The sequence below is a fragment of the Clostridium muellerianum genome (genome assembly GCF_012926525.1).
GTDB lineage: Bacteria > Bacillota > Clostridia > Clostridiales > Clostridiaceae > Clostridium_AM > Clostridium_AM muellerianum.
In genome coordinates this window covers 182,249-203,684 of the sequence record NZ_JABBNI010000058.1, presented here as the reverse complement: position 1 = coordinate 203,684, position 21,436 = coordinate 182,249, and the positions used below count along the sequence as shown (strand labels likewise).

The following is a 21,436-nucleotide window of genomic DNA, read 5'->3' as shown; positions in this document are numbered from 1 at the left end:
CATTACATCTTCAAATATATATTTAAATGTGCACCTATAGAATATTTTAAGCCATTTTTTCAAAATTATCTTTAGTTACTCCGCAAATTGGGCAAGTCCAATTATCTGGTATATTTTCAAATAAAGTTCCTGGTAAAATACCTGAATCAGGATCTCCAACAGCTGGATCATAAATATATCCACATACTGAACATATATATTGGGGCATATCACTAGTTGCATTTATAGACTCAACTTTATTCTCATCATAGGATACTGCAGGTTTTAATATTTTACCTCGTTTTATATCTTGATAATATTTGTACGTCATTGCATCTACATCTTTAATCAATTCTGCATTTACTACTTTGCAGATAAATATTGTATGCGTTAAAACGTCTATTTCCTTTTCAACTTGTAATTCAAAATAGGATACTGCATTATCCAAAACTATTGGCACACCAGTTTCTCCTAATTTATATGATATACCTTCAAATTTATTTATATCTCTTCCAGACTTAAATCCAAATCTTCCTATTTGGTCCATAGGCGTTTCCAATGATAGAGCAGAAACCCCTATCAATTTACTTTTTTGTATGTATTCATAGGTAAGATTTTTTTTATTAATGCTTACTGCAACCGTAGCTGGATCTGATGTTATCTGAAAAACTGTATTAGCAATCTGAGCATTTAATTTATCCTCAGAAACAGAACTTACAATGTATAACCCATAACTTAATTTATAAAATGCTTTATTATCAATCATATACTTATTTATGCTTACATATCAAAAATGATTCTCTATAAGCATATCCTCCTTCCTTAATACAATATTATTATTGTTATAAAACTTCATTTTTATATTATTTCATAATCTACCTTTATTTATTATCTGTGAAATACTTTCCTATAAAAACATATCTGTAAATTCAGCTTGCTTTTATTACCTCCTTGCACAATTTTGTAACATTGAATAAATTATAACATTAAATGACTAAAAATAAACTCAATTTTCAAAAAATATTATTTTTTATTATTTAATATTTATTATTACTACTTTACAAGCAGTTCGTCAACTGTATCAAAAGCATTGCTATTTTCTATAATAAATCAGTTATGATATAATATGGTAGTAAGCATGATTAATCTATTTGAAGTAGAGGGTTACTAACTCAACTTTCCACTCTACACTCTCAAACTATTAATCCTTCACTAATAATTATTAATTTAAGGGGAGGTAATCAATGAAAAAGTTAATTATTATAAACGGAACAATGGGAGTTGGAAAAACTGCAACTAGTAAAGCATTGTATCAAAAACTAGAAAGTTCAGTATGGCTTGATGGCGATTGGTGCTGGATGATGAATCCTTTCATTGTAAATGAAGAAAATAAGACAATGGTTATAGATAATATAACTCATCTTTTAAGAAACTTTTTAACAAATTCATCTTATGAATACGTAATATTCAACTGGGTAATACATTTAGAAGAAATATTTGAAATGATTTTAAGTAAGCTTGATGGATTAGAATTTGAGGTAATTAAGATAACCCTTATTTGCAATAAAAGCAGTTACATAAAAAGAGTATCAGAGGATATAAAAAATAATTTAAGAGAAAAAGAAGCCTTGGATGCTGGTTTAAATCGCATTCCTCTATATGAAAACATGAATACCATAAAAATTGATACAAGCGATATTTCCATTTCAGAAACAGCTGATAAAATTATTGAAATTATAAAAAATGACACTATCCAATAGATTGCGTCATTTTTGTTTTAAAGAAAGCATAACTTTCCCTCATATCATCTAATGTACTATTTTATATAAGTCTGTTCTTCTATGCTTGAGCAAAGGTAGTGATTCTCTAACTTCATCCTAATGTTTATATTGTAAACTTAACTACCATTTATATATTGATTTATTTATAATACTATTCATGAATACAAATACTCTGATACTTATTTTTAAATTTATAATTATGTTAAAAAATATTACTTTGACCTAAACTTATTAAGATATTCTCCTGCTGATCGATTCATTTCCAAAGAGAAATTAGACATATACTTACGATTACAAAGTGCTTTAATTCTTTCATTAATACTTTCTTCTGGCAATCCCCTCTTTTGAAATCTTACACGATGCATTTCCTTGTGTTCTTCTTTAGTTATCCTATGATATTTATTTTCAGATACTATATACTGACTTTCAAACCGAACAGGTTTTATCCTAGTTTTTTGTTGCAAAACAGGATAACCATAAACCACCATTGCAGCAGGCAAAACATAATCCGGTAGCTCTAAAAGTTCTCTAATAGTTTCGCAATTTTCAATGATATCACCAATGTAGCAAGAACCAATTTCTAAAGATTCTGCAGCTACTACTGTATTTTGGGCTGCTATAATTGCATCAGCACAGGCTAGCAGTGCATCTCCCTCCCCTGGAGTTCTTGGATTACATTCTTCAAAACAAAAAGTATCGTACCATCTTTGATAGTCTGCAAGAAATATAAGTACTAAAGGTGCCTTTGCAATAAACGGCTGGTTATCACAGGCTACTGACAACTTTTTCTTTAATATTTCATCAGTAATATCAATTATGCTATACAGCATCATTGCCCCTGCAGTTGGGGCTTCAAAAGCAGCTCCTAATATCTCATTTTTTATCTCAGTTGTTACTGGTCTATTTTCAAACACTCTAACTGATCTTCTATTTTTTATTTGCTTTAAAACATTATTCATATTCTTCTCCTTTATTGCATTTTATATAAATTATACCATATAATTCAAAATCACGCATTTAGTGTCAATATAATGAGATACTTATATATCAATAAGTATAACGTTTTCAACAAGACACCATTCTTTCTATACATTTTTTAAGTGGAGCTTAGAAAACAAAAATTCTTAAAAATTATAGCTATCATTAATTTATACAAAATTTAAATAAAACTACATTTAATAAGACTCTTAATAAAAAAGAGGCCTTGAGGCCTCGTTATTGCTGTCGCTCTCTAAAAATAAGGCAGCAACCTTTGTTTTTGTCATTTTTCTTGGCTTTATTGATTCTTTTACAGTTGAGTTTTATGCGTTAACATTGGACATCATTTAATATTTAGTATGTGCTATCAATTACACTTCATAGTCTATTTTATACAAATCTGTTCTTCTATGTTTAAGCAAAGGCAGTGATTCTCTAACTTCATCTATATAATCTAAATTTATACTTTGTACTAGTATTCCTTCCTTTTCATCCAGCTTATTTATTATTTTTCCCCAAGGATCAACTACTAGGGAATTTCCATAAGCTACATAAGAATAATTCACATTTCTAGCTGGGGATACTCCTACCATATAAATTTGATTATCTAAAGCTCTAGCTCTAAATGAAAGATCCCAATGTACAGGACCTGTAGTCATATTAAATGCAGCAGGTATAAATACTATTTTAGCACCTTCAAGTGCCATGATCCTTGTTAGTTCTGGAAATCTTATATCATAACAAATAGCTACACCCATTTTTCCCCACTTAGTATCTATAATTGTGACTTTATCTCCTGGTGTTAATACTTCTGATTCTTTAAATTTAATTTTATTCTTAATATCTATATCAAATAGATGCATTTTTCTATGCTTACCAATCAATTTTCCTTCATTATTAAATATAAAAGAGGAATTATACACTTTCCCTTCATGAAGTTCAGGAATTGAGCCTCCTATTAAGTATATATTTTTCTCTTTAGAAATTTGTGAAAGCATACTTAAAGTTTCGTCTTTTAGAGAACCTTCTCCATATTCCCTAAAATGCTTGTTGTTGTATGGACAATTAAACATCTCTGGAAGAACTACAATTTCCGCACCCTGTTCTGCTGTACTAATTATCATATTTCTAGCTTTTTCAATATTATCTTGTTTAGAAGTTTTTTCTACCATCATCTGACATAGGCCTATTTTTATTTCACTCATATATCTTCTCCCCTTTTACCACTTTTCCCAATACCTTTGTAATTAATTTAATTATATTCTTAACAAACTTGTATATAAATAAGTTTGAGGTATTCATCACTATTAGCATTAGTAAGTGTACTAAGCAAGTCCATTTCATATGCATTGCCACATACACTGTATCCTTGCTCTTTTATGCCTTTTATCAATCTTTCATAGGAAAGATACATTGAATCATAGGAACCCTTATGATAAGTTGATGCATAGGTTCCATATGGTCTTTCAAACTTATTAATCACATCTCCCTTAAAATCTTCAGGTATTTTTATTCCAAAATAAGCTGTCTTTTTATAATTTCCTAGCATCAAAGCTTCCTGTGTAATTATACTACAAATGGGATTTTCAAAATCAATCTGAAGTTCTTTAGATCGATTACAAATGGAAATAAAACTTTGCATATATGATTTTTCATCCTTCTCTATACAATGTTCTATCATATACCACTCTTTACCCATTATTGAAAACTCCACCTTTTCAAAATCTTTAACCTTTAATATCTGATTAAGCAGTTTTGACCTTCCTTCTATTTTTCTTCTTATTTTATCTAGCTTTTGAATTTCTAAATTAACTCTTTCTTCCTGCTTCTTAAGCATTTCAATGCACCCTTCTGCATTTCGAACACTTAAATATTCTTTAAGTACACTTATTGGTACTCCTAAATTTCTAAAAGTTAAAATCGAGTCTAATTCATCTGCTTGCTCTAGTGTGTAGTACCTATAATGCTTTTCACCACGTTTTACAGGAGAAATTAACCCTATTTTATCATAATAAATTACTGTTTGTTTTGTAACACCGAGCATTTGTGCTAGCTCACCAGTGGACAGATATATTTTATTCTTCATTTCTATTCATCCTCTTGACTATATAGTTACAATATCCCTTATTATATCAAATATACAATCTATCAACAATATGATAATTTGGAGAATATTATGAAAAATATAAATCAAAGAAAAGAAATGATTATATCTATATGTGCCTTAGCCTGGCCTTCTATAGTAGAACAGGCGCTTCAAACAACAGTACAATATGTAAGCTCTGCTATGGTAGGAAGACTAGGTGCTCAAGCTTCTGCTGCAGTTGGACTTACAACCACAGTAAACTGGCTTATAAATAGTCCTTCTTTTGCTATGGGCATAGGTGTATTATCATATATCTCCTTATGCATAGGTGCAAAAAAATTTGAAAAAGCAAAAATAGCAGCCATTCAATCCATTATAATAACTTTTATACTAGGAATAATAATGGGAATAGCAACCTTATCTATCACTCCTTTTCTTCCCAAGTGGTTAGGAGCTTCTTCGGAAATCCAAAGAGATGCTTCACTTTACTTTGGCATCATATGCTTTCCTATGTTATTTCGTGTTGCAACTATAGTTTTTGGTGCTGTACTACGCTCTACAGGTGATATGAAAACACCTATGAAGGTTAATCTTATCATGAATATAACCAATATTATTTTAAATTTTCTATTGATTTACGGCACTGAAACTATAGATATTGGCAATTTTAAACTAACTATTTATGGAGCAGGACTTGGGGTTGCTGGCTCTGCTACTGCTGCAGCTATATCCTACAGTATAAGTGGTTGTCTAATGTTCTTTGCACTTTATAGAAATAAACTGGTATCACCTAAAGGTAAAAAAATAAAACTAAATATTCCAATTATGAAAAGATGCATTAGCGTTGGTTTTCCAATAACCATTGAGCGTGTAGTAACCTGTTTGGGTCAAGTAGTTTTCTCTTCTCTAGTAACAAGATTAGGTACTTTAGCCTTTGCTGCCCATTCTATTGCTCTGACTGCTGAACAAGCCTTTTATATTCCTGGCTATGGTATGCAAGCTTCTGCTTCAACACTTGCTGGAAACGCTTTAGGTGAAAGAAATGAAAAAAAATTACATCAAATGTCTGTAACAATATTAGGAATTGCAGTTGTTGTAATGACTATAACTGGTACTATATTATTTATATTTCCAAACGTTATGATGTCCATATTTACCAAAAATCCTGTAGTTGTTAAATCCGGCTCTTCTGCACTACGTATTGTAGCTGTATCTGAGCCTATATTTGGAGCCCTAATAATATTAGAAGGTATATTTAATGGAGTAGGTGATACTAAAACTCCAGTATTTGTATCAATTTTATCTATGTGGGGAGTAAGAATTGTATCAACCTTCATATGTATATCCAAATTTAAACTTGGTTTAAACGCTGTGTGGATTTGCATGGTAGCAGATAATATATTTCGTTTTACCATTCTCTTTATACGCTTCTTAAGAGGAACCTGGAAAAGAAAGCTTTCGCTATAAAGCAAATAGTTTGTATATATACCTGAAAATAATTTAAATAAAATTATACCATAATAAAATGAACAAGTTTTATATTAAGTATTACAAATGTATGTGTTTTCTTATTGACATTTGTTCATAGTATTATATACTATCAAGTGAAACAAAATTCGTATATATTGAAATATAACATTAATATTAATTTAAAACTTATACCCCTGTCGTAATCTATAATCAAAGGAGCTTATACAAAATGAAACAACATTCACTTTCAAGAACAGAATTATTAATAGGAAGTACTGCCCTAGAAAAACTAAAAAACAGCACTGTAGTTATTTTGGGTTTAGGTGGAGTAGGAAGTTTTTCTTTCGAAGCTGTAGTAAGAGCTGGCGTAGGACATCTCATATTGGTAGATGATGATACTATTTGCCTAACCAATTTAAATAGACAAATACATGCAAACTTCAATACTATAGGTAAATCTAAGGTAGAAGTGCTAAAAGAAAGAGCTTTGCAGATAAATCCAGAATGTAAAATAACAATTCATCAAACTTTTATAAAAGAAGATAATATAGAAGACATAATACCTTTAAATGCAGATTATGTAATTGATGCTATTGATACAGTTTCATCAAAATTATCTTTAATAGTATGGTGTAAAAATCACAACATAAACATAATAAGCTGTATGGGTACTGGAAATAAATTAGACCCTACACAATTTAAAATAGCTGATATATATGATACAAAAATATGTCCTCTAGCGAAGGTTATGAGATATGAACTTAGAAAAAGAGGTATTGAAAGCTTAAAGGTTCTTTATTCAGAAGAGGTTCCTATAAAACCAAATTATGAAGAAGTTATAACTTGTAAGGAAGGCTGTGTTTGTACTGGAGGCACAAAGAAATGTGCAGCAAAAAGACAAATACCAGGAAGCATTTCTTTTGTTCCACCAGTAGCAGGTATGATAATAGGTGGAGAGGTTATAAAAGATCTAATTCCAAGTATGGAACAAAAATAAACCTTAATATACAATTGGAGTTATCTCAAAATTTGTTATATATTATATTCATTTTGAGATACTCCATTTTTAATTATAATAAAATATTATACTATTTTTAAAGCTCTAATAGCATTTAAAATTGCAATTACTGATACTCCAACATCTGCAAATACAGCTTCCCACATATTAGCTAAGCCGAATGCACCCGCAATTAAAACAATAGCTTTTATAATTAGTGCAAATCCAATATTTTGTTTTACAATTTTTAATGTCTTACGTGCTATTTTAACCACAGTAGCTATTTTTTGAGGATTGTCATCCATTAATACAATATCAGCAGCTTCTATAGCCGCATCTGATCCCATACTTCACATTGCTATAATAATATATCTTCTAAGCATTTTTTTCGATATTCCAAAGGACTTATACCTATAATTTTTTTAAAAGCAGCTGCAAATTTACTTTGACTTTCATATCCAACACTTAAGGCCACATCTGCTATACTGTTTTTAGTTTGCCTTAAGCTTATTGCTGCATTTTTAATACGATACTCTTTAACATATGTTGCAATTGAAGTTCCATATATTCCTTTAAAATATGTTTTTAAACCTGTAGGACTTATACAATACATTTTTGCCAATTCTTCAATTGTATATCTATGTTGTGAATTTTTTGTAATAAATTTCTTTATTTCCTTAATTCGTTCTACTTGCTCTTTAGAATAATATTCTTTCTCTTCCTCCTGAGACTCATCTGTAATACTTAAAAACACCAAAAGCTCTAGAACTTTTAATTTAAAATAAGCCTTTTGTACTGATTCAGGCACTGAATATAATTCAGAAAATATGTGTTCAATTTTATCTTTAGCTCTCATAACAAAACATTTATCATGAGTACAAAACTTCTCTTTCAAGTTATATATATCTATATTAATATCCTTTAAAATTTTAGGCACTTCATTAACAATCTCATCCATATAGATAACAACAGAAATCCCTTTATAGTGCTTAAGTGGAAAGCCAATTGTATCTGCATGATTGCTCATCATATTAATAGAAAGATCACCTTCTCCCATATACAAAAAACTGCCATCAAGTAATTTACATTCTTCTCTTCCTTCTTTACAATGATTTATTTCAATTATGTTATCGTATGTTGGTAAATCACATAAACAAGATGCTACTTCAAATTCATAATATATTAACTCGATTCCTGTAAATACCTTATATACTGTCATTATTCCAAGACCATTGTTGCAATCCATTTTATATATAGTTCTATAATCATTATTATCAAATTTTTCAACCAAGGAAACTCTGTTTAAAAATTCATGATCTTGAAAAATATCTATTCCTTGCATTTTAAGCCCTCCCTTTAAAAAAATAATTTAGACACACTCAAAAATATGAGTGCATCTTATGTCTATTATTTTTTGCTACACCTTAAACTGTACCAACACTTGTTTCAATATTTGTTTTTGATGATAAAGACTTAAATTCAAACATCATCATACAAATAGTAATCAAAACAAGTATACCATCATTTAATCCAATTGCCACCCAGATGCCTTTAATACCCATCCATTTTGGCAAGATCATAATAAGAGGAAAAAGTATTACCTGACGTAATAGTACTACAGCACTTGCTTTTGTAGCTTTTCCTAATGATTGGAATAAGGTAATAACCATTATAAAAATTCCAAGAAAGATATAAGTACTAAACATAATTCTAAAATTAGATATTCCTTGTTGAATTATATTGGTTTCTTTAATAAATAGTGACAACACCACTCCTGGTGCAATTTCAACTGGTAAATAGAAAATTAAAGATAATACAAATGCACTTGCAATAAATACTAATGTCATAGTCTTTACCCTATCATATTTCCCAGCACCATAATTAGTACCTGCAACTGGCTGAAACCCTTGACTAATTCCCCACAATGGAATAAATGCAAATGTTTGAACCCTTAATGCAGCTCCTAATAAAATTTGAGAAGTTCCTCCACCATATTTTGAAGCACTATTGAAAATAAATGTTTGATATAACAATGTCATTACTTGCATAAGCATTGCTGAAAATCCAACTGCAAATATTTCAGGTAAAATATTTTTATCTAATCTTATTTTATTAATCTTTAAGTTTTCGCTTTTTTTTGTAAAATGTATTAAAGTAACAACAGCTTGTACGAATTGTGCAATTAAAGTAGCATATGCAGCACCTTCAATTCCCATATTAAATTTATTACATATACTTATTAATATTGGAGCAAGAATCATATTTAAAATAGCTCCACTACCTACAATTAGCATTGATTGTCTTAATGCACCCTCTCCCCTCATTACCATATTGGCACTTTGAAAAAAGTTTACAAATATCGAGCCAATAAATATAATTCTAAGATAGCGAACAGCACTACTTAAAATTTCACCTTCAGCACCAGTAACTGCAAGTATTTGTTTTGTGAAAATAGTACCAACTATAGTAATTATAACTGATAATATAAGTACCACCATTATAAGATTACCCATGATTGAATCCATTGTTTTTTTATCTTTTTTACCAATAGCTCTTGATAATACTGATGCAGAACCAACTCCTATGAATGTTGCAACTCCGCTGTTAATTAACGTAAATGGATATGAAATTGAGATAGCCCCCATTGCATTCGACCCAATCATCTGTCCTGCAAACACTGCATCCATCAAATTATAAAGTCCTACTACCATCATACCTAAAATAGCTGGTACGCTTAATGAAAGCATAAGTTTAAATGGTGTCTCTGTAAGTAATTTTGTTCTGTTATTCATTTTAATTTCCTCCTCATTTAACTTTTTTCATTGTACATTATTGACCGCGTTTCGACATACAATTTTAAAGTTATATAGATAAAACAATTAATTATATTTACTAAATGTACTCTAATCTACTACTTGATATTGAGAATTATTCTCTTTTGTTTACAATACTATTTTAGCCCATAATAATTGATTTGTACGCTCCATATTGACATCTTTTAGTCCCGTTTAGACATACATTCAATCAACTTATAAATAGCAAAATAGTGCTATATGTGATCTTCTCTCTTATTTTTTAAATTTCACAAATTATATCTAACACAGTTCAAGAATATTAACTGTATCACCAGTAAATTTTTATATGTTTTTTCTTCTACAAACTTAACAATATTCTATTCGCTATTTTTGGTGTTTTTCTATCTAAAAGCAACATTATTTTTTTATTTTTATATAATATAATACTTTTTTTACATATATTTATACTAAAGTTTTTTAAAATATCTCTTTATTTTTCAAAAAAGTTTGATATAATTTAAACAAGTAGAAAAATCTTATACATTCAGAGGGGGTATACCTTAGTGTGTTGCAATAATTTAGAAAAACAATATTTTAACGAACTGGAACAATTCATAAATAATCTTGAAGAAAAAAACGGATCATTAATCTCAGTTCTCCATAAAGCTCAAAATTTATTTGGATATTTATCAAAAGATGTACAAAAATTTGTAGCTAAAAAACTTGATATACCTGTATCTAAAGTTAACGGTGTTGTTACATTCTATTCTTATTTTACCGAAGAACCAACCGGAGAATATGTTATAAATATATGTATGGGAACTGCATGCTTTGTTAAAGGCTCAGGAGATGTGCTTGAAGAATTTGAAAAGAAATTAAACATTAAAGTTGGCGAAACTACATCTGATGGAAAATTTACTATCCAAGTTTTAAGATGTGTAGGTGCCTGTGGACTTGCTCCTGTAGTAACTGTTAATGATAAAGTTTATGGTCATTTTACAAAACAAATGGTAGATAAAATTTTAGATGAATATAAGGAATAGGAGGAAAGGGCTTTGAAGAAAATCAATTCTTATAAAGAACTTCAAAAATCATGCTTGGATTATTCAGAAAATTTAAAAATTAGAGAAGCATCCATAGAAGATGAACTTGCTTGTGAAAACAAAAGATGTAAACGTTATGTTACTGTTTGCGGTGGAACAGGTTGTAAATCTGCAGAAGGTGATGTAATTGTATCCAATTTAAAAGCAGAAGTTGAAAAAGCTGGTCTTTCAGAAGAAGTTACTGTTGAAATTACAGGATGCTTTGGTTTCTGTGAAAAAGGACCTATTGTTAAAATAAGCCCTGACAATGTATTTTATGTTCATGTTACACCTGAAGATGCTTCTGATATAGTTAACGAACACTTATTAAACGGAAAAATATTAGAAGATCTTTTATATGAAGAACCATCTGTAAAAGAAAAAGTGAAAAGACAGGATGAAATGTCGTTCTATAAAAAGCAACAAAGAATTGCACTTAGAAACTGTGGATTTATAAATCCTGAAGATATAACTGAAAGCATTGCAACAAATGGATATTTAGCCCTTGGAAAATCCATTACAGAAATGAGCTCTGATGATGTTATAAAATTAATTACAGATTCAGGATTAAGAGGTAGAGGAGGCGGAGGTTTCCCTACAGGTAAAAAGTGGTCCTTTGCTAAAGTTTATGACGCTGATCAAAAATATATAATTTGTAATGCTGATGAAGGAGATCCCGGTGCATTTATGGACCGTTCTATATTAGAAGGTGACCCTCATAGTGTACTGGAAGCTATGGCCATTGCAGGATATGCTATTGGTGCTTCAAAAGGAGTTATATATATAAGAGCAGAGTATCCTCTTGCAGTTAACAGACTTAGAATAGCTATTGAACAAGCTATTGAATTGGGACTTTTAGGAGATAAGATTTTAGGAACAGAATTTAGTTTCAATATAGATATAAGATACGGTGCTGGAGCTTTCGTATGTGGTGAAGAAACAGCTTTAATCCACTCTGTAGAAGGCTGTCGTGGTGAGCCTACAAATAAACCTCCATTCCCTGCTGAAAGCGGACTTTGGAATAAGCCAACTTGCGTAAACAATGTTGAAACATTAGCAAACATTCCAGCTATAATAAATAATGGCGCTGAGTGGTATAGCTCAATAGGCACTGCAACTTCTAAAGGAACAAAGGTTTTTGCTTTAGCCGGTAAAATAAATAACGTAGGTCTTGTGGAAGTACCTATGGGTACAACACTTAGAGAAATAATTTATGATATAGGCGGAGGTATTAAAAACGGCCGTAAATTTAAAGCAGTACAAACTGGTGGACCTTCCGGCGGATGTATTCCTGCGTCAAATTTAGACATTCCTATAGATTATGAATCTTTAACCTCCATAGGCTCTATGATGGGTTCTGGTGGAATGATTGTTATGGATGAAGATAACTGTATGGTTGATATAGCTAAATTCTATTTAGAGTTTACCGTAGAAGAATCCTGCGGAAAATGTACACCTTGTAGAATTGGAAACAAACGTTTATTAGAAATATTAACAAAAATAACTAACGGACAAGGCACTGAAGAAGACTTAGAAAAATTAAAAGATTTAGCTCAAACTATAAAAGACACTTCTCTTTGTGGTCTTGGACAAACTGCGCCTAATCCTATATTAAGTACATTGAAATACTTTGCAGACGAATACGAAGCTCATGTAAAACAAAAATCTTGTCCAGCAGGCGTTTGTAAAAACTTACTTCGCTTTGAAATTACAGATAAATGTATTGGATGTACTAAATGTGCACGTAACTGTCCTGTAACATGTATTAGCGGCAAGGTTAAACAGCTTCACACTATAGATCAAATTAAATGTATTAAATGTGGAGCATGCCTAAACGGCTGTCCAGTAGACGCAATAGAAAAAAAATAATTATGCAAAATTTTTAAGAAAGAGGTGGAAGTTTTGAGTTTAGTTACTCTTACTATAAATAATAAACAAGTGCAAGTGGAAAAAGGCGCTACTATTTTGCAAGCTGCAAAACTACTTGAAATAGAAATACCAACTTTATGTCATTTGAAACTTCATGATGGATCAGAAAACAAACCTGGTTCCTGTAGAGTTTGCGTTGTAGAAGTGGAAGGTAGAAGAAACCTTGCTCCTGCATGTACTACTCCTGTAACTGAAGGTATGGTAGTAAATACTAATTCCATAAAAGCAATAAACGCTCGTAGAAATGTAGTAGAACTTATTCTTTCAGACCACCCACAAAACTGCTTGCTTTGTGAAAAAAGCACTAATTGCGAGCTTCAAACTTTAGCTGCTGATATGGGAATACGCGAAATTAAGTATAAAGGCGAAATGTCAACTTATCCAAAAGATACTTCCAGTCCTTCCATAGTCCGCGATTTAGATAAATGCGTATTATGTAGAAGATGCGAAACTGTATGTACTGAAATCCAAACTGTTTCTGCACTATCAGCAGTAGACAGAGGTTTTGAAACTGTTATATCCCCTGCTTTTGGTACTGCAATGCTGGACACAAACTGTACATTCTGTGGTCAATGTGTATCAGTATGCCCAACAGGCGCTTTAGTAGAAGTTAATAATACTCCTAAAGTTTGGAAAGCATTAAACGATAAAGATAAACTTGTTATAGTTCAAACAGCTCCAGCTGTAAGAGCAGCACTTGGAGAAGAATTTGGTTTAGAACCTGGAAAACCAGTTACAGGTAAGATGGTGGCAGCACTCCGTTCTTTAGGATTCGATAAAGTTTTTGATACAGATTTTGCTGCTGACTTAACTATAATGGAAGAAGCTACAGAACTTATGGGTAGAATTACAAATGGAGGCAAGCTTCCAATGCTTACAAGCTGCTGTCCTGGATGGATAAATTTCATCGAACATGAATTTGGCGATTTACTTGACTCTCCATCCAGCTGCAAGTCACCTCAACAAATGTTTGGTGCTATAGCTAAAACTTATTTTGCAGAAAAAATGAATATAGACCCTAAAAACATCATATTAGTTTCAGTTATGCCTTGTCTTGCTAAGAAATATGAAGCTGCAAGACCTGAAATGAACAATGATATAGATATTGTTATAAGTACTAGAGAACTGGCAAAAATGATTAAAGAATCAGGAATTCAATTTGATAAGCTCCAAGATGAAGACTTTGACAGTATTCTTGGAGAATCCACTGGTGCTGGTGTTATATTCGGAGTAACCGGTGGTGTTATGGAAGCTGCTCTTCGTACAGCTTATGAATGGATTACTGATGAAAAGTTAGATAATGTAGATTTTGAAATCGTTCGTGGTTTAGATGGAATAAAAGAAGCTTCAATAAAAATAAAAGATATGGAAGTAAAAGCAGCTATTGTCAGCGGTCTTGGAAACGCACGTAAACTTCTAAACAAGATAAGAGAAGGAACAGCTGATTATCAAATAATCGAAATAATGGCTTGTCCTGGTGGATGTATTGATGGCGGAGGTCAGCCATATATCCATGGAAAATATGAAATTTTAAAAGACAGAATGAACGCTTTATATGAAGAAGATAGAAATAAACCTTTAAGAAAATCTCATGAAAATCCAGCTATAATTAAGCTTTATGATGAATTCTTAGGTAAACCAAATAGTGAAAAAGCGCACAAATTGCTTCATACTAAATATACTAATAAAGAGTGCTAAAATCCTAAATTGTTTGTCCCGAACCCTAATATTTATATAAAAGATAAGGATACATTAAATTCCCCAATTTAATGTATCCTTGCTTTTTTGTTTTAAATTATCTACTTACTTCATGTCTTAAGATGCTATATAATGCAAATACAAAAAGAGCTATAATTAAAAAGTAAAATATCAATATAATATAGAAAGCAAAAGGACAACTCACATATTTATGACAAGAAGAATAGCCTATTAATGAAGTGTTTTTATTAATGGAGGTATTCGCATGGAATATTATGTTCTAGTAGAACCAAATGTAAGGATTTATGTACATGATCTTAACCCAGAGGGCAAGAAAACAATTTTATTTCTACACGGTTGGCCTGGAAATCATAAGCTGTTTGAATATCAGTTTGATAAACTTCCTAAGATGGGATTCAGATGCATCGGAATAGATACTAGAGGATTTGGCAATTCAGATAAACCTTATGGAGGTTACGACTACAATAGGTTGTCGGATGATGTTAGGTGTGTGGTTAATGCATTAAAATTAAATAATTTTACACTAGCAGGACATTCAACTGGTGGAGCTATAGCTATTCGATACATGTCTCGTTATAAAGGATACGGAGTATCTAAACTTGCTCTTTTTGCCGCAGCAGCTCCTAGTCTTATCAAACGCCCAAATTTCCCATATGGTTTAGAAAAGGAGACCGTAACTAAAATTATTGATGGAACATACACAGATCGTCCTAAAATGCTCAGTGATTTCGGTGATATTTTTTTCTTTAAGCATATAACCAAATCATTCTCTGATTGGTTCTTTCAATTAGGTTTACAGGCAGCAGGTTGGGCAACTGCAGCCATTGCAAATACTTGGATAAAGGAAGTACTATTTTCTGACCTATCAGCAATAAATGTTCCAACCTTAATTATTCATGGCATTCATGACAAAGTCGTTCCATTTTCACTAGCTAAAATACAAAACCAAAACATTAAAAATTCAAAACTTGTGCCATTTGAATTCAGCGGTCATGGGTCGTTCTATGATGAACAAGATAAGTTTAACGAAGAATTAATGAAATTTATTGAAGAATGAAGTTTGAAAGAATCACTGTTTTATTAGAAAATGCATAAAAATAGCCGGTATTAACCGGCTAAAAAGATTCCTCTATAGTATAAATAAAATTATAATTTTTAAATTCAAATTTATAAAGAACATTAACGTATGAAATTTGTCCAATCAGATTTTTGTGTTTCGGGAATGTTAATACCATGTTTCTTGCCAAGTTCGATGCATTTAAGAAGCCATGCCATGTTCTTTCCAATGTTACGCATAGTTTGCAATCCTTCCAAATCCTTCTTAACATCTTCAGGTGTAGATCCATGCACCATATTCCAATAAGTAGATGATACAACTGGCATTTCTGCAATAGTAAAATACTTGTTAAGTACATCTATAGATGCTGTAGTTCCAGCACGTCTTGCTGATGCAATGGCAGCAGCCGGTTTATGTCTAAATACACCTGAACCAGCATAAAACAATCTATCCAAAACAGATAACAAACGTCCACTAGGATGTGCATAATAAACAGGTGTACCAAATATGAAACCATCTGCATTTTCTGCCTTTTTCAATAACTCATTGATGCTATCATCATTAAATACACAAGCATTGTGTAAATCTCCACACTTATTGCAGCCAATACAATCACGAATTGGTTGATTTCCAATATGCACAATCTCACATTCAATTTGTTCTTCTTCCAAAACCTTTGTAATTTCTGCTAATGCTGTATAAGTACATCCATTAGTTCTTGAACTACCATTTAATAATAAAACCTTCATTTTTATTTTTCCTCCTTATTCTATATGCTCATACTATCAGTGAAGAATAGTATATTGCTGTATAATTATATTTTCCATGTTGAAATAGCCATATTCTAAGTGAATTGACATTCCTTCTTGCCTCAACTATAATTATATCGTAAATAAGCAACTTAGCAATAATGCACTTTTTTGTTATATAATATACTTTTAGTTACATACTATACTTTTTGATAGTAAGGAGATTTAATATGGATAGAGCTAAATTAGAAAGTTATCACTGTACAGTAGAAGCCGCAATGGATATTGTTGGTGGGAAGTATAAAGCTATTATAATATATGAACTCATTGATAAGACGCTGCGATATAATGAAATACAAAAACGTATTCCACAAGCAACGCCAAGAATGCTCAGTCACCAGTTGAAGGAATTGGAAAGTGATGGCATTATCAATCGCGTTCTTTATCCTGTAGTTCCACCTAAGACAGAATACTCACTTACCGAGCTGGGCAATACATTTGTTCCTATAGTAAAACTACTTTGTAAGTGGGGAGAAGACTATTTTAAATTAAATGATGTACCAATACCTTGTAATAAATCAGAATAAACTAAGAAGTTGCACAGGCAATATGTCAAATAATACTTTAACAAAGAATATGGCTAATACAGTCATAATAATAGGTCGTACTATTCTTGTCCCACTTTTGGTGAAATAACCAGCACCAATATAATTTCCTGCAATATTAAACAACCCTGCAACTAACCCTAAAATAAGAATTACCTTTCCATTTATCATAAAGGTAATTAATGCTGCCACATTTGAAGATAAGTTAATAGCTTTCGTGGTTCCTGCTGACAGGTTTAAACCCAAATGCGCAACACCTGTAAGTAATAATAGTAGAAATGTTCCTGCTCCAGGTCCATAAAAACCATCATACAATCCTACCAAAAATGCTATGAGCATACAAATTAAATAGGTTTTAACCTTTGATAATGTTTTAATGTCTTCACTAGCTTCAAAATTACGTTTACGCAAAACATAAAAAGCAGTAATTGGTAATATGGCTAACATCAAAATTTTAAAGTAAAAATCATTAATTTTTAAGGCAATCACAGCACCAATTGATGATCCCATCAATGCACAAACAGCACTACAAGCTGCCAATTTCAATTTGATATAGCCATTTCTAGCATAGCGATATGTAGCTATAGTTGTTCCCATACTTGAACTCAATTTATTTGTACCAATAGCCAAATGAACCGGAACTCCAGAAATCATGAAGGCTGGAATGGATATAAGCCCTCCTCCACCTGCAATTGCATCTACAAAACCAGCAAAAAAAACCAATGGACATACGATAATATACTCAATCATTTTCAATCTCCTTGCAACCTTTATTGATGAGTTGATATTATCATTGTTTTGTTATATAATCAAATTTATATATTTTACTATATATATAAATTTAATTTATACAGGGGTGATAAAATTGTTTCAAAATATGAATTATGTTTATGAAGTATATAAGTCTGGAAGCTTCTCAAAGGCAGCAGAAAACTTGCATATGACACAACCAGCCTTGAGTATTTCAATTCGTAAATTGGAGCAGGAAATTGGTCAACCTTTATTCGAACGAAAAACATCCCCGCTAAAATTAACAGCTGCTGGACACATATACATAGATAAAGTGGAAAAAATTGTATCAATAGAACAAGAATGTGCTGACTGCTTTGAAAACTTAAATGAAGTTAAAGTTGGGAAAATTACAATTGGTGGTGCTATCATATCTATGACCTATTTGCTTCCTGAACTTATTGTTGAATTTTCAAATCAGTATCCAGGAGTAGAAATTGCTGCAAAGGAAGCATCTCTTCCTGTACTTAAAGATATGCTGGCAGATGGGCTCATTGACTTAATTTTAGATACTGATTGGTTTGAAGAAGAACTCTTCCAATCTGTTCCTTTATTTGAAAATCAAATTTTACTAGGTATCCCTTTGAATCTTCCTATAGATACAAAAATTTTTACTTGTGGAATGACCTCTGAGGAAATCAGAAAAAATAAGCATCTTTCTCAAAACCAGCCAGCTATTGATCTATATGGCATGGAAAATTTTCCTTTTCTTTTGCTAGAACCAACAAATGAAATCTTTGGAAGATCAAAGTCTATTTTTCATTATTATAACATTACTCCATTAGTAAAAATGTCCTTCAATCAGCAAATGACTTCCTTTGAGTTTGCTTCAAAAGGACTTGGAGCTGTTTTCATTTCCGATACCCTTATAAAATGTTCTCCTGATGCAGAAAATCTCCGTTTTTACAAATTGAAATGCCCTATGCCAAAGCGTGGAGTTGCTATTGCTTATAACAAAAAGAGATATGTTGCTAAAGCCACTAAGCGTTTTATTGATTACACTGCAGAATTTTATAAAAATAAACTTATTCCTTGAACTTGCTGAAAAATGTATAAAAAGGGAGTTGCTTAACTAGTCAATTTATCTACAATATGGTGTTTTATAAATTAAAAACTAATATGGCATATTATAGTATCTATTCTTAGTGTGACAGCTCCAAAAAGATTATTTTCTGTAGTTATATTGACACCTACTTACTTTTAATATATTCAATATACTTATCTCCCCAAATTCTAAACTCTTTTAGCACTGGTCTGAATGCTTTTCCCAAATCGGTCAGCGAATACTCCACTTTAGGTGGAATTTCTGAATAAACATGCCGGCTAACTAGTCCAAAGTCTTCCAACATCCTCAATTGCTTTGTTAATGTAGCCTGTGTTATATCCTCTATTCTTCTTTGTAGTTCTCCATAACGCAGTGGTCCTTCATTTAAATGATACATAATTAAAATTGACCATTTTCCTGAAAACACTTTTTGTGCTGTAAAATATGGACATTTTCCAAAAAGGTTATTAGTATTCTCCATTATATTTCCTCCAATAGTATCTTTTATATACTTACAATGTCAAAAAATCGTACTTGTTATTTTTATTGTACATGTTATTATTATTGCATAATCAATTTTAACATACATATATGAGAGGAGCAATAATTATGAAAAAAGCATTAGAATTTTTAAAGGAAATTGGTACTTTTTACCTAGCAACTAATGAAGGAGATCAACCAAGAGTAAGACCTTTTGGTGCTGTATTTGAATATGAAGGAAAACTATATATTGTCTCAAATAATACAAAAAAGTGTTTTAAACAAATGATGGAAAACCCTAAGGTTGAAATTAGTGGTATGAACAAAAAAGGTCAATGGATTCGTATTACTGGAGAAGTTGCAAATGACGATAGACGTGAAGTAAAAGAATTAGCACTTGAAGCTGTTCCATCTTTAAAATCCATGTACAGCGTTGATGATGGAATTTTTGCAGTATTGTACTTTACCAAAGGAACAGCTACTATTTCTTCTTTCACTGCTGAACCTGAAACATTTTCACTATAATACTAACTAAATTTCTTGGTACGTCAGACCATTTATTAAAGACTTAACTTTAGCAATTTAAGCATAATGTAACACAGCTTTTCAGAGGACAAAGGATAGTGAAGGAGGATGTTTCTCTGTTGCACTATAAAAAATCCTATATACGAATATAACTACAAGATAAGTAAGGAGATATATTATGGAAGTTAAGACAGTATATTTTGAAAACGTAAAAGATGATAATACAATTGAAACATTCAAGCTGGCTGAAGAAAGATTAAGGGTTCTTGGAATTAAAAAATTGGTACTAGCTTCAACTACGGGGTCAACAGCAAAAAGAGCTATGTATTTTTTTAAAGACAAGGGAGTACAGTTGATTGTAATACCACATCAATATGATTTTAATAGAAAAGAAAATGCTTTTCCTAAAGAATTAGTTAAAACATTGAAAGAAAATGGACATGAAGTGCATTTTGGTACAATGCTTTTCCACACCGATAAGTTGTATTCATCTAATGTTCCAATGATTATAGCAAACTTTTTAAGACGCTTTTGCGAAGGAGTTAAAGTTTGCTATGAAATAGTTCTCATGGCTTCAGACGCATGTTTATTGACAAATGGTGAAAAAGTAATAGCGGTTGCCGGAACTGGAAAAGGTTCAGATACAGCACTAGTGATGCAGGCTGCATCTACACGAAACCTTGAAAAACTTAGAGTTAATGAAATAATCTGCAAACCTTTGAATTCTTACGAATTACAAAAATAGAACATGATATAAGAATACCTATATAATTAAATATACAAAAATACCGTATTATTCTATTGATATACTTCCTTTATGTAAAGCAAACATACTATTCTAAATAATACGGTATTTAAATATTAATATTATACTATCTTTTTAAACTTGAATAACACTAATTTATATGAATGCCTGTATTCACCAATCTTCTTATAGCCCATCTTTTCATAAAAATGGTGATTTCTATATCTATTAAAATGAGTTTCCAGCTCCCAGCAAACGGCACTTACATTGTCTTTCTCTATATGCATTATTGTTCTTTGACCAATACCAAAATTCTGATATTCTGGAATAATGCATATTCCACCCAAATAATAATTGTTGTTTTCACGTTTTCGCACAACTATGTCACCTACTATCACATCATTATAAATTATGTTACATATTACGGATGTCTTTATAATATTTTCCATATACTCTAAAGAATGTTCATATCCAGGACACTCTCCATATTCTATATAATCATCATAAAAGCTCATTTTTTGCACTTCTAATAATCTCTGTGTATCTTCAATACCTGCCCTTTTAAATAATATATTCATAAAAAACACTCCTATAAATGTTAAAAAATACTATAAAGACATCTTTA

At 31.1% G+C, this 21,436-nt stretch carries 21 protein-coding genes and 1 pseudogene; 11 read left to right on the top strand and 11 right to left on the bottom strand.

Translation table 11 applies throughout. The annotated features are described in order from the left end of the window. Positions 1 to 46: 46 nt before the first annotated feature. Complete coding sequence (gene rd / locus HBE96_RS20490) at positions 47 to 745, bottom strand: rubredoxin (protein WP_169299559.1); 699 nt, start codon at positions 743 to 745, stop codon at positions 47 to 49. 478 nt (positions 746 to 1,223) lie between these two features. Here rd and HBE96_RS20485 point away from each other — a divergent pair, with 478 nt between their 5' ends. Then, positions 1,224 to 1,739 carry an AAA family ATPase gene (locus HBE96_RS20485; RefSeq protein ID WP_169299558.1) on the top strand — a complete coding sequence of 172 codons (516 nt, stop codon included), beginning with the start codon at positions 1,224 to 1,226 and terminating at the stop codon, positions 1,737 to 1,739. A gap of 233 nt (positions 1,740 to 1,972) precedes the next feature. Here the strand turns inward: HBE96_RS20485 and HBE96_RS20480 are convergent, their stop codons facing one another. The 3 genes from HBE96_RS20480 to HBE96_RS20470 all read right to left on the bottom strand — a co-directional run bounded on the left by HBE96_RS20480 (position 1,973) and on the right by HBE96_RS20470 (position 4,824). Then, a complete protein-coding gene (locus tag HBE96_RS20480) occupies positions 1,973 to 2,719 on the bottom strand; it encodes a nitroreductase family protein (RefSeq protein WP_169299557.1) in 747 nt (248 codons plus the stop codon). Positions 2,720 to 3,109: 390 nt separating this feature from the next. Beyond that, positions 3,110 to 3,943, bottom strand: a complete 834-nt coding sequence (locus HBE96_RS20475) for a carbon-nitrogen hydrolase family protein (protein ID WP_169299556.1) — start codon at positions 3,941 to 3,943, stop codon at positions 3,110 to 3,112. Positions 3,944 to 4,002: 59 nt separating this feature from the next. Further along, complete coding sequence (locus HBE96_RS20470; RefSeq protein WP_169299555.1) at positions 4,003 to 4,824, bottom strand: MerR family transcriptional regulator; 822 nt, start codon at positions 4,822 to 4,824, stop codon at positions 4,003 to 4,005. 90 nt (positions 4,825 to 4,914) lie between these two features. On the opposite strand from HBE96_RS20470, the gene HBE96_RS20465 reads away from it, so the two are divergent. Together HBE96_RS20465 and HBE96_RS20460 are read left to right on the top strand one after the other, a co-directional pair. Then, positions 4,915 to 6,291: an MATE family efflux transporter gene (locus HBE96_RS20465; RefSeq protein WP_243187015.1), complete on the top strand. Its 1,377-nt coding sequence runs from the start codon at positions 4,915 to 4,917 to the stop codon at positions 6,289 to 6,291. A gap of 232 nt (positions 6,292 to 6,523) precedes the next feature. After that, a complete protein-coding gene (locus tag HBE96_RS20460; protein WP_169299553.1) occupies positions 6,524 to 7,291 on the top strand; it encodes a tRNA threonylcarbamoyladenosine dehydratase in 768 nt (255 codons plus the stop codon). An 86-nt stretch (positions 7,292 to 7,377) separates the two neighbouring features. Here the strand turns inward: HBE96_RS20460 and HBE96_RS20455 are convergent. From HBE96_RS20455 to HBE96_RS20445, 3 genes and pseudogenes are all read right to left on the bottom strand, one after another. Then, a pseudogene (locus HBE96_RS20455) lies at positions 7,378 to 7,641 on the bottom strand (heavy metal translocating P-type ATPase); the annotation flags it as partial. Between the two features lie 8 nt (positions 7,642 to 7,649). Next, entirely contained in the window at positions 7,650 to 8,633 is a 984-nt protein-coding gene (locus tag HBE96_RS20450; protein ID WP_169299552.1) for a helix-turn-helix domain-containing protein, read from the bottom strand. An 82-nt stretch (positions 8,634 to 8,715) separates the two neighbouring features. After that, positions 8,716 to 10,083 (bottom strand): MATE family efflux transporter, encoded by a 1,368-nt coding sequence (locus HBE96_RS20445; protein WP_169299551.1) that lies wholly within the window; start codon positions 10,081 to 10,083, stop codon positions 8,716 to 8,718. A gap of 566 nt (positions 10,084 to 10,649) precedes the next feature. Here HBE96_RS20445 and nuoE point away from each other — a divergent pair. From nuoE to HBE96_RS20425, 4 genes are all read left to right on the top strand, one after another. Further along, a complete protein-coding gene (gene nuoE / locus HBE96_RS20440; protein ID WP_169299550.1) occupies positions 10,650 to 11,129 on the top strand; it encodes an NADH-quinone oxidoreductase subunit NuoE in 480 nt (159 codons plus the stop codon). Positions 11,130 to 11,141: 12 nt separating this feature from the next. Further along, positions 11,142 to 13,037 carry an NADH-quinone oxidoreductase subunit NuoF gene (locus tag HBE96_RS20435; protein WP_169299549.1) on the top strand — a complete coding sequence of 632 codons (1,896 nt, stop codon included), beginning with the start codon at positions 11,142 to 11,144 and terminating at the stop codon, positions 13,035 to 13,037. Between the two features lie 33 nt (positions 13,038 to 13,070). Then, a complete protein-coding gene (locus tag HBE96_RS20430) occupies positions 13,071 to 14,795 on the top strand; it encodes an NADH-dependent [FeFe] hydrogenase, group A6 (protein ID WP_169299548.1) in 1,725 nt (574 codons plus the stop codon). 265 nt (positions 14,796 to 15,060) lie between these two features. Continuing rightward, positions 15,061 to 15,873: an alpha/beta fold hydrolase gene (locus HBE96_RS20425; protein ID WP_169299547.1), complete on the top strand. Its 813-nt coding sequence runs from the start codon at positions 15,061 to 15,063 to the stop codon at positions 15,871 to 15,873. A gap of 122 nt (positions 15,874 to 15,995) precedes the next feature. On the opposite strand, the gene HBE96_RS20420 is transcribed toward HBE96_RS20425, so the two are convergent. Continuing rightward, positions 15,996 to 16,622 (bottom strand): flavodoxin family protein, encoded by a 627-nt coding sequence (locus HBE96_RS20420; protein ID WP_169299546.1) that lies wholly within the window; start codon positions 16,620 to 16,622, stop codon positions 15,996 to 15,998. 230 nt (positions 16,623 to 16,852) lie between these two features. Between HBE96_RS20420 and HBE96_RS20415 the strand changes: the two genes are divergently transcribed. After that, positions 16,853 to 17,209: a winged helix-turn-helix transcriptional regulator gene (locus HBE96_RS20415; protein WP_169299545.1), complete on the top strand. Its 357-nt coding sequence runs from the start codon at positions 16,853 to 16,855 to the stop codon at positions 17,207 to 17,209. Here the strand turns inward: HBE96_RS20415 and HBE96_RS20410 are convergent. Beyond that, positions 17,201 to 17,977, bottom strand: coding sequence for a sulfite exporter TauE/SafE family protein (locus HBE96_RS20410; protein WP_169299544.1), 777 nt, complete (start codon positions 17,975 to 17,977; stop codon positions 17,201 to 17,203). The genes HBE96_RS20415 and HBE96_RS20410 overlap by 9 nt on opposite strands. Before the next feature lie 115 nt (positions 17,978 to 18,092). Between HBE96_RS20410 and HBE96_RS20405 the strand changes: the two genes are divergently transcribed. Next, positions 18,093 to 19,052 (top strand): LysR family transcriptional regulator, encoded by a 960-nt coding sequence (locus tag HBE96_RS20405; RefSeq protein ID WP_169299543.1) that lies wholly within the window; start codon positions 18,093 to 18,095, stop codon positions 19,050 to 19,052. Between the two features lie 154 nt (positions 19,053 to 19,206). Here the strand turns inward: HBE96_RS20405 and HBE96_RS20400 are convergent, their stop codons facing one another. Further along, positions 19,207 to 19,542, bottom strand: a complete 336-nt coding sequence (locus tag HBE96_RS20400; RefSeq protein WP_169299542.1) for a winged helix-turn-helix transcriptional regulator — start codon at positions 19,540 to 19,542, stop codon at positions 19,207 to 19,209. A gap of 128 nt (positions 19,543 to 19,670) precedes the next feature. On the opposite strand from HBE96_RS20400, the gene HBE96_RS20395 reads away from it, so the two are divergent. Then, positions 19,671 to 20,066, top strand: a complete 396-nt coding sequence (locus HBE96_RS20395; protein ID WP_169299541.1) for a pyridoxamine 5'-phosphate oxidase family protein — start codon at positions 19,671 to 19,673, stop codon at positions 20,064 to 20,066. Between the two features lie 178 nt (positions 20,067 to 20,244). Beyond that, positions 20,245 to 20,811 carry a pyruvate kinase alpha/beta domain-containing protein gene (locus HBE96_RS20390; protein WP_169299540.1) on the top strand — a complete coding sequence of 189 codons (567 nt, stop codon included), beginning with the start codon at positions 20,245 to 20,247 and terminating at the stop codon, positions 20,809 to 20,811. 122 nt (positions 20,812 to 20,933) lie between these two features. Here the strand turns inward: HBE96_RS20390 and HBE96_RS20385 are convergent, their stop codons facing one another. Next, positions 20,934 to 21,389, bottom strand: coding sequence for a GNAT family N-acetyltransferase (locus tag HBE96_RS20385; RefSeq protein ID WP_169299539.1), 456 nt, complete (start codon positions 21,387 to 21,389; stop codon positions 20,934 to 20,936). Positions 21,390 to 21,436: the final 47 nt, after the last annotated feature.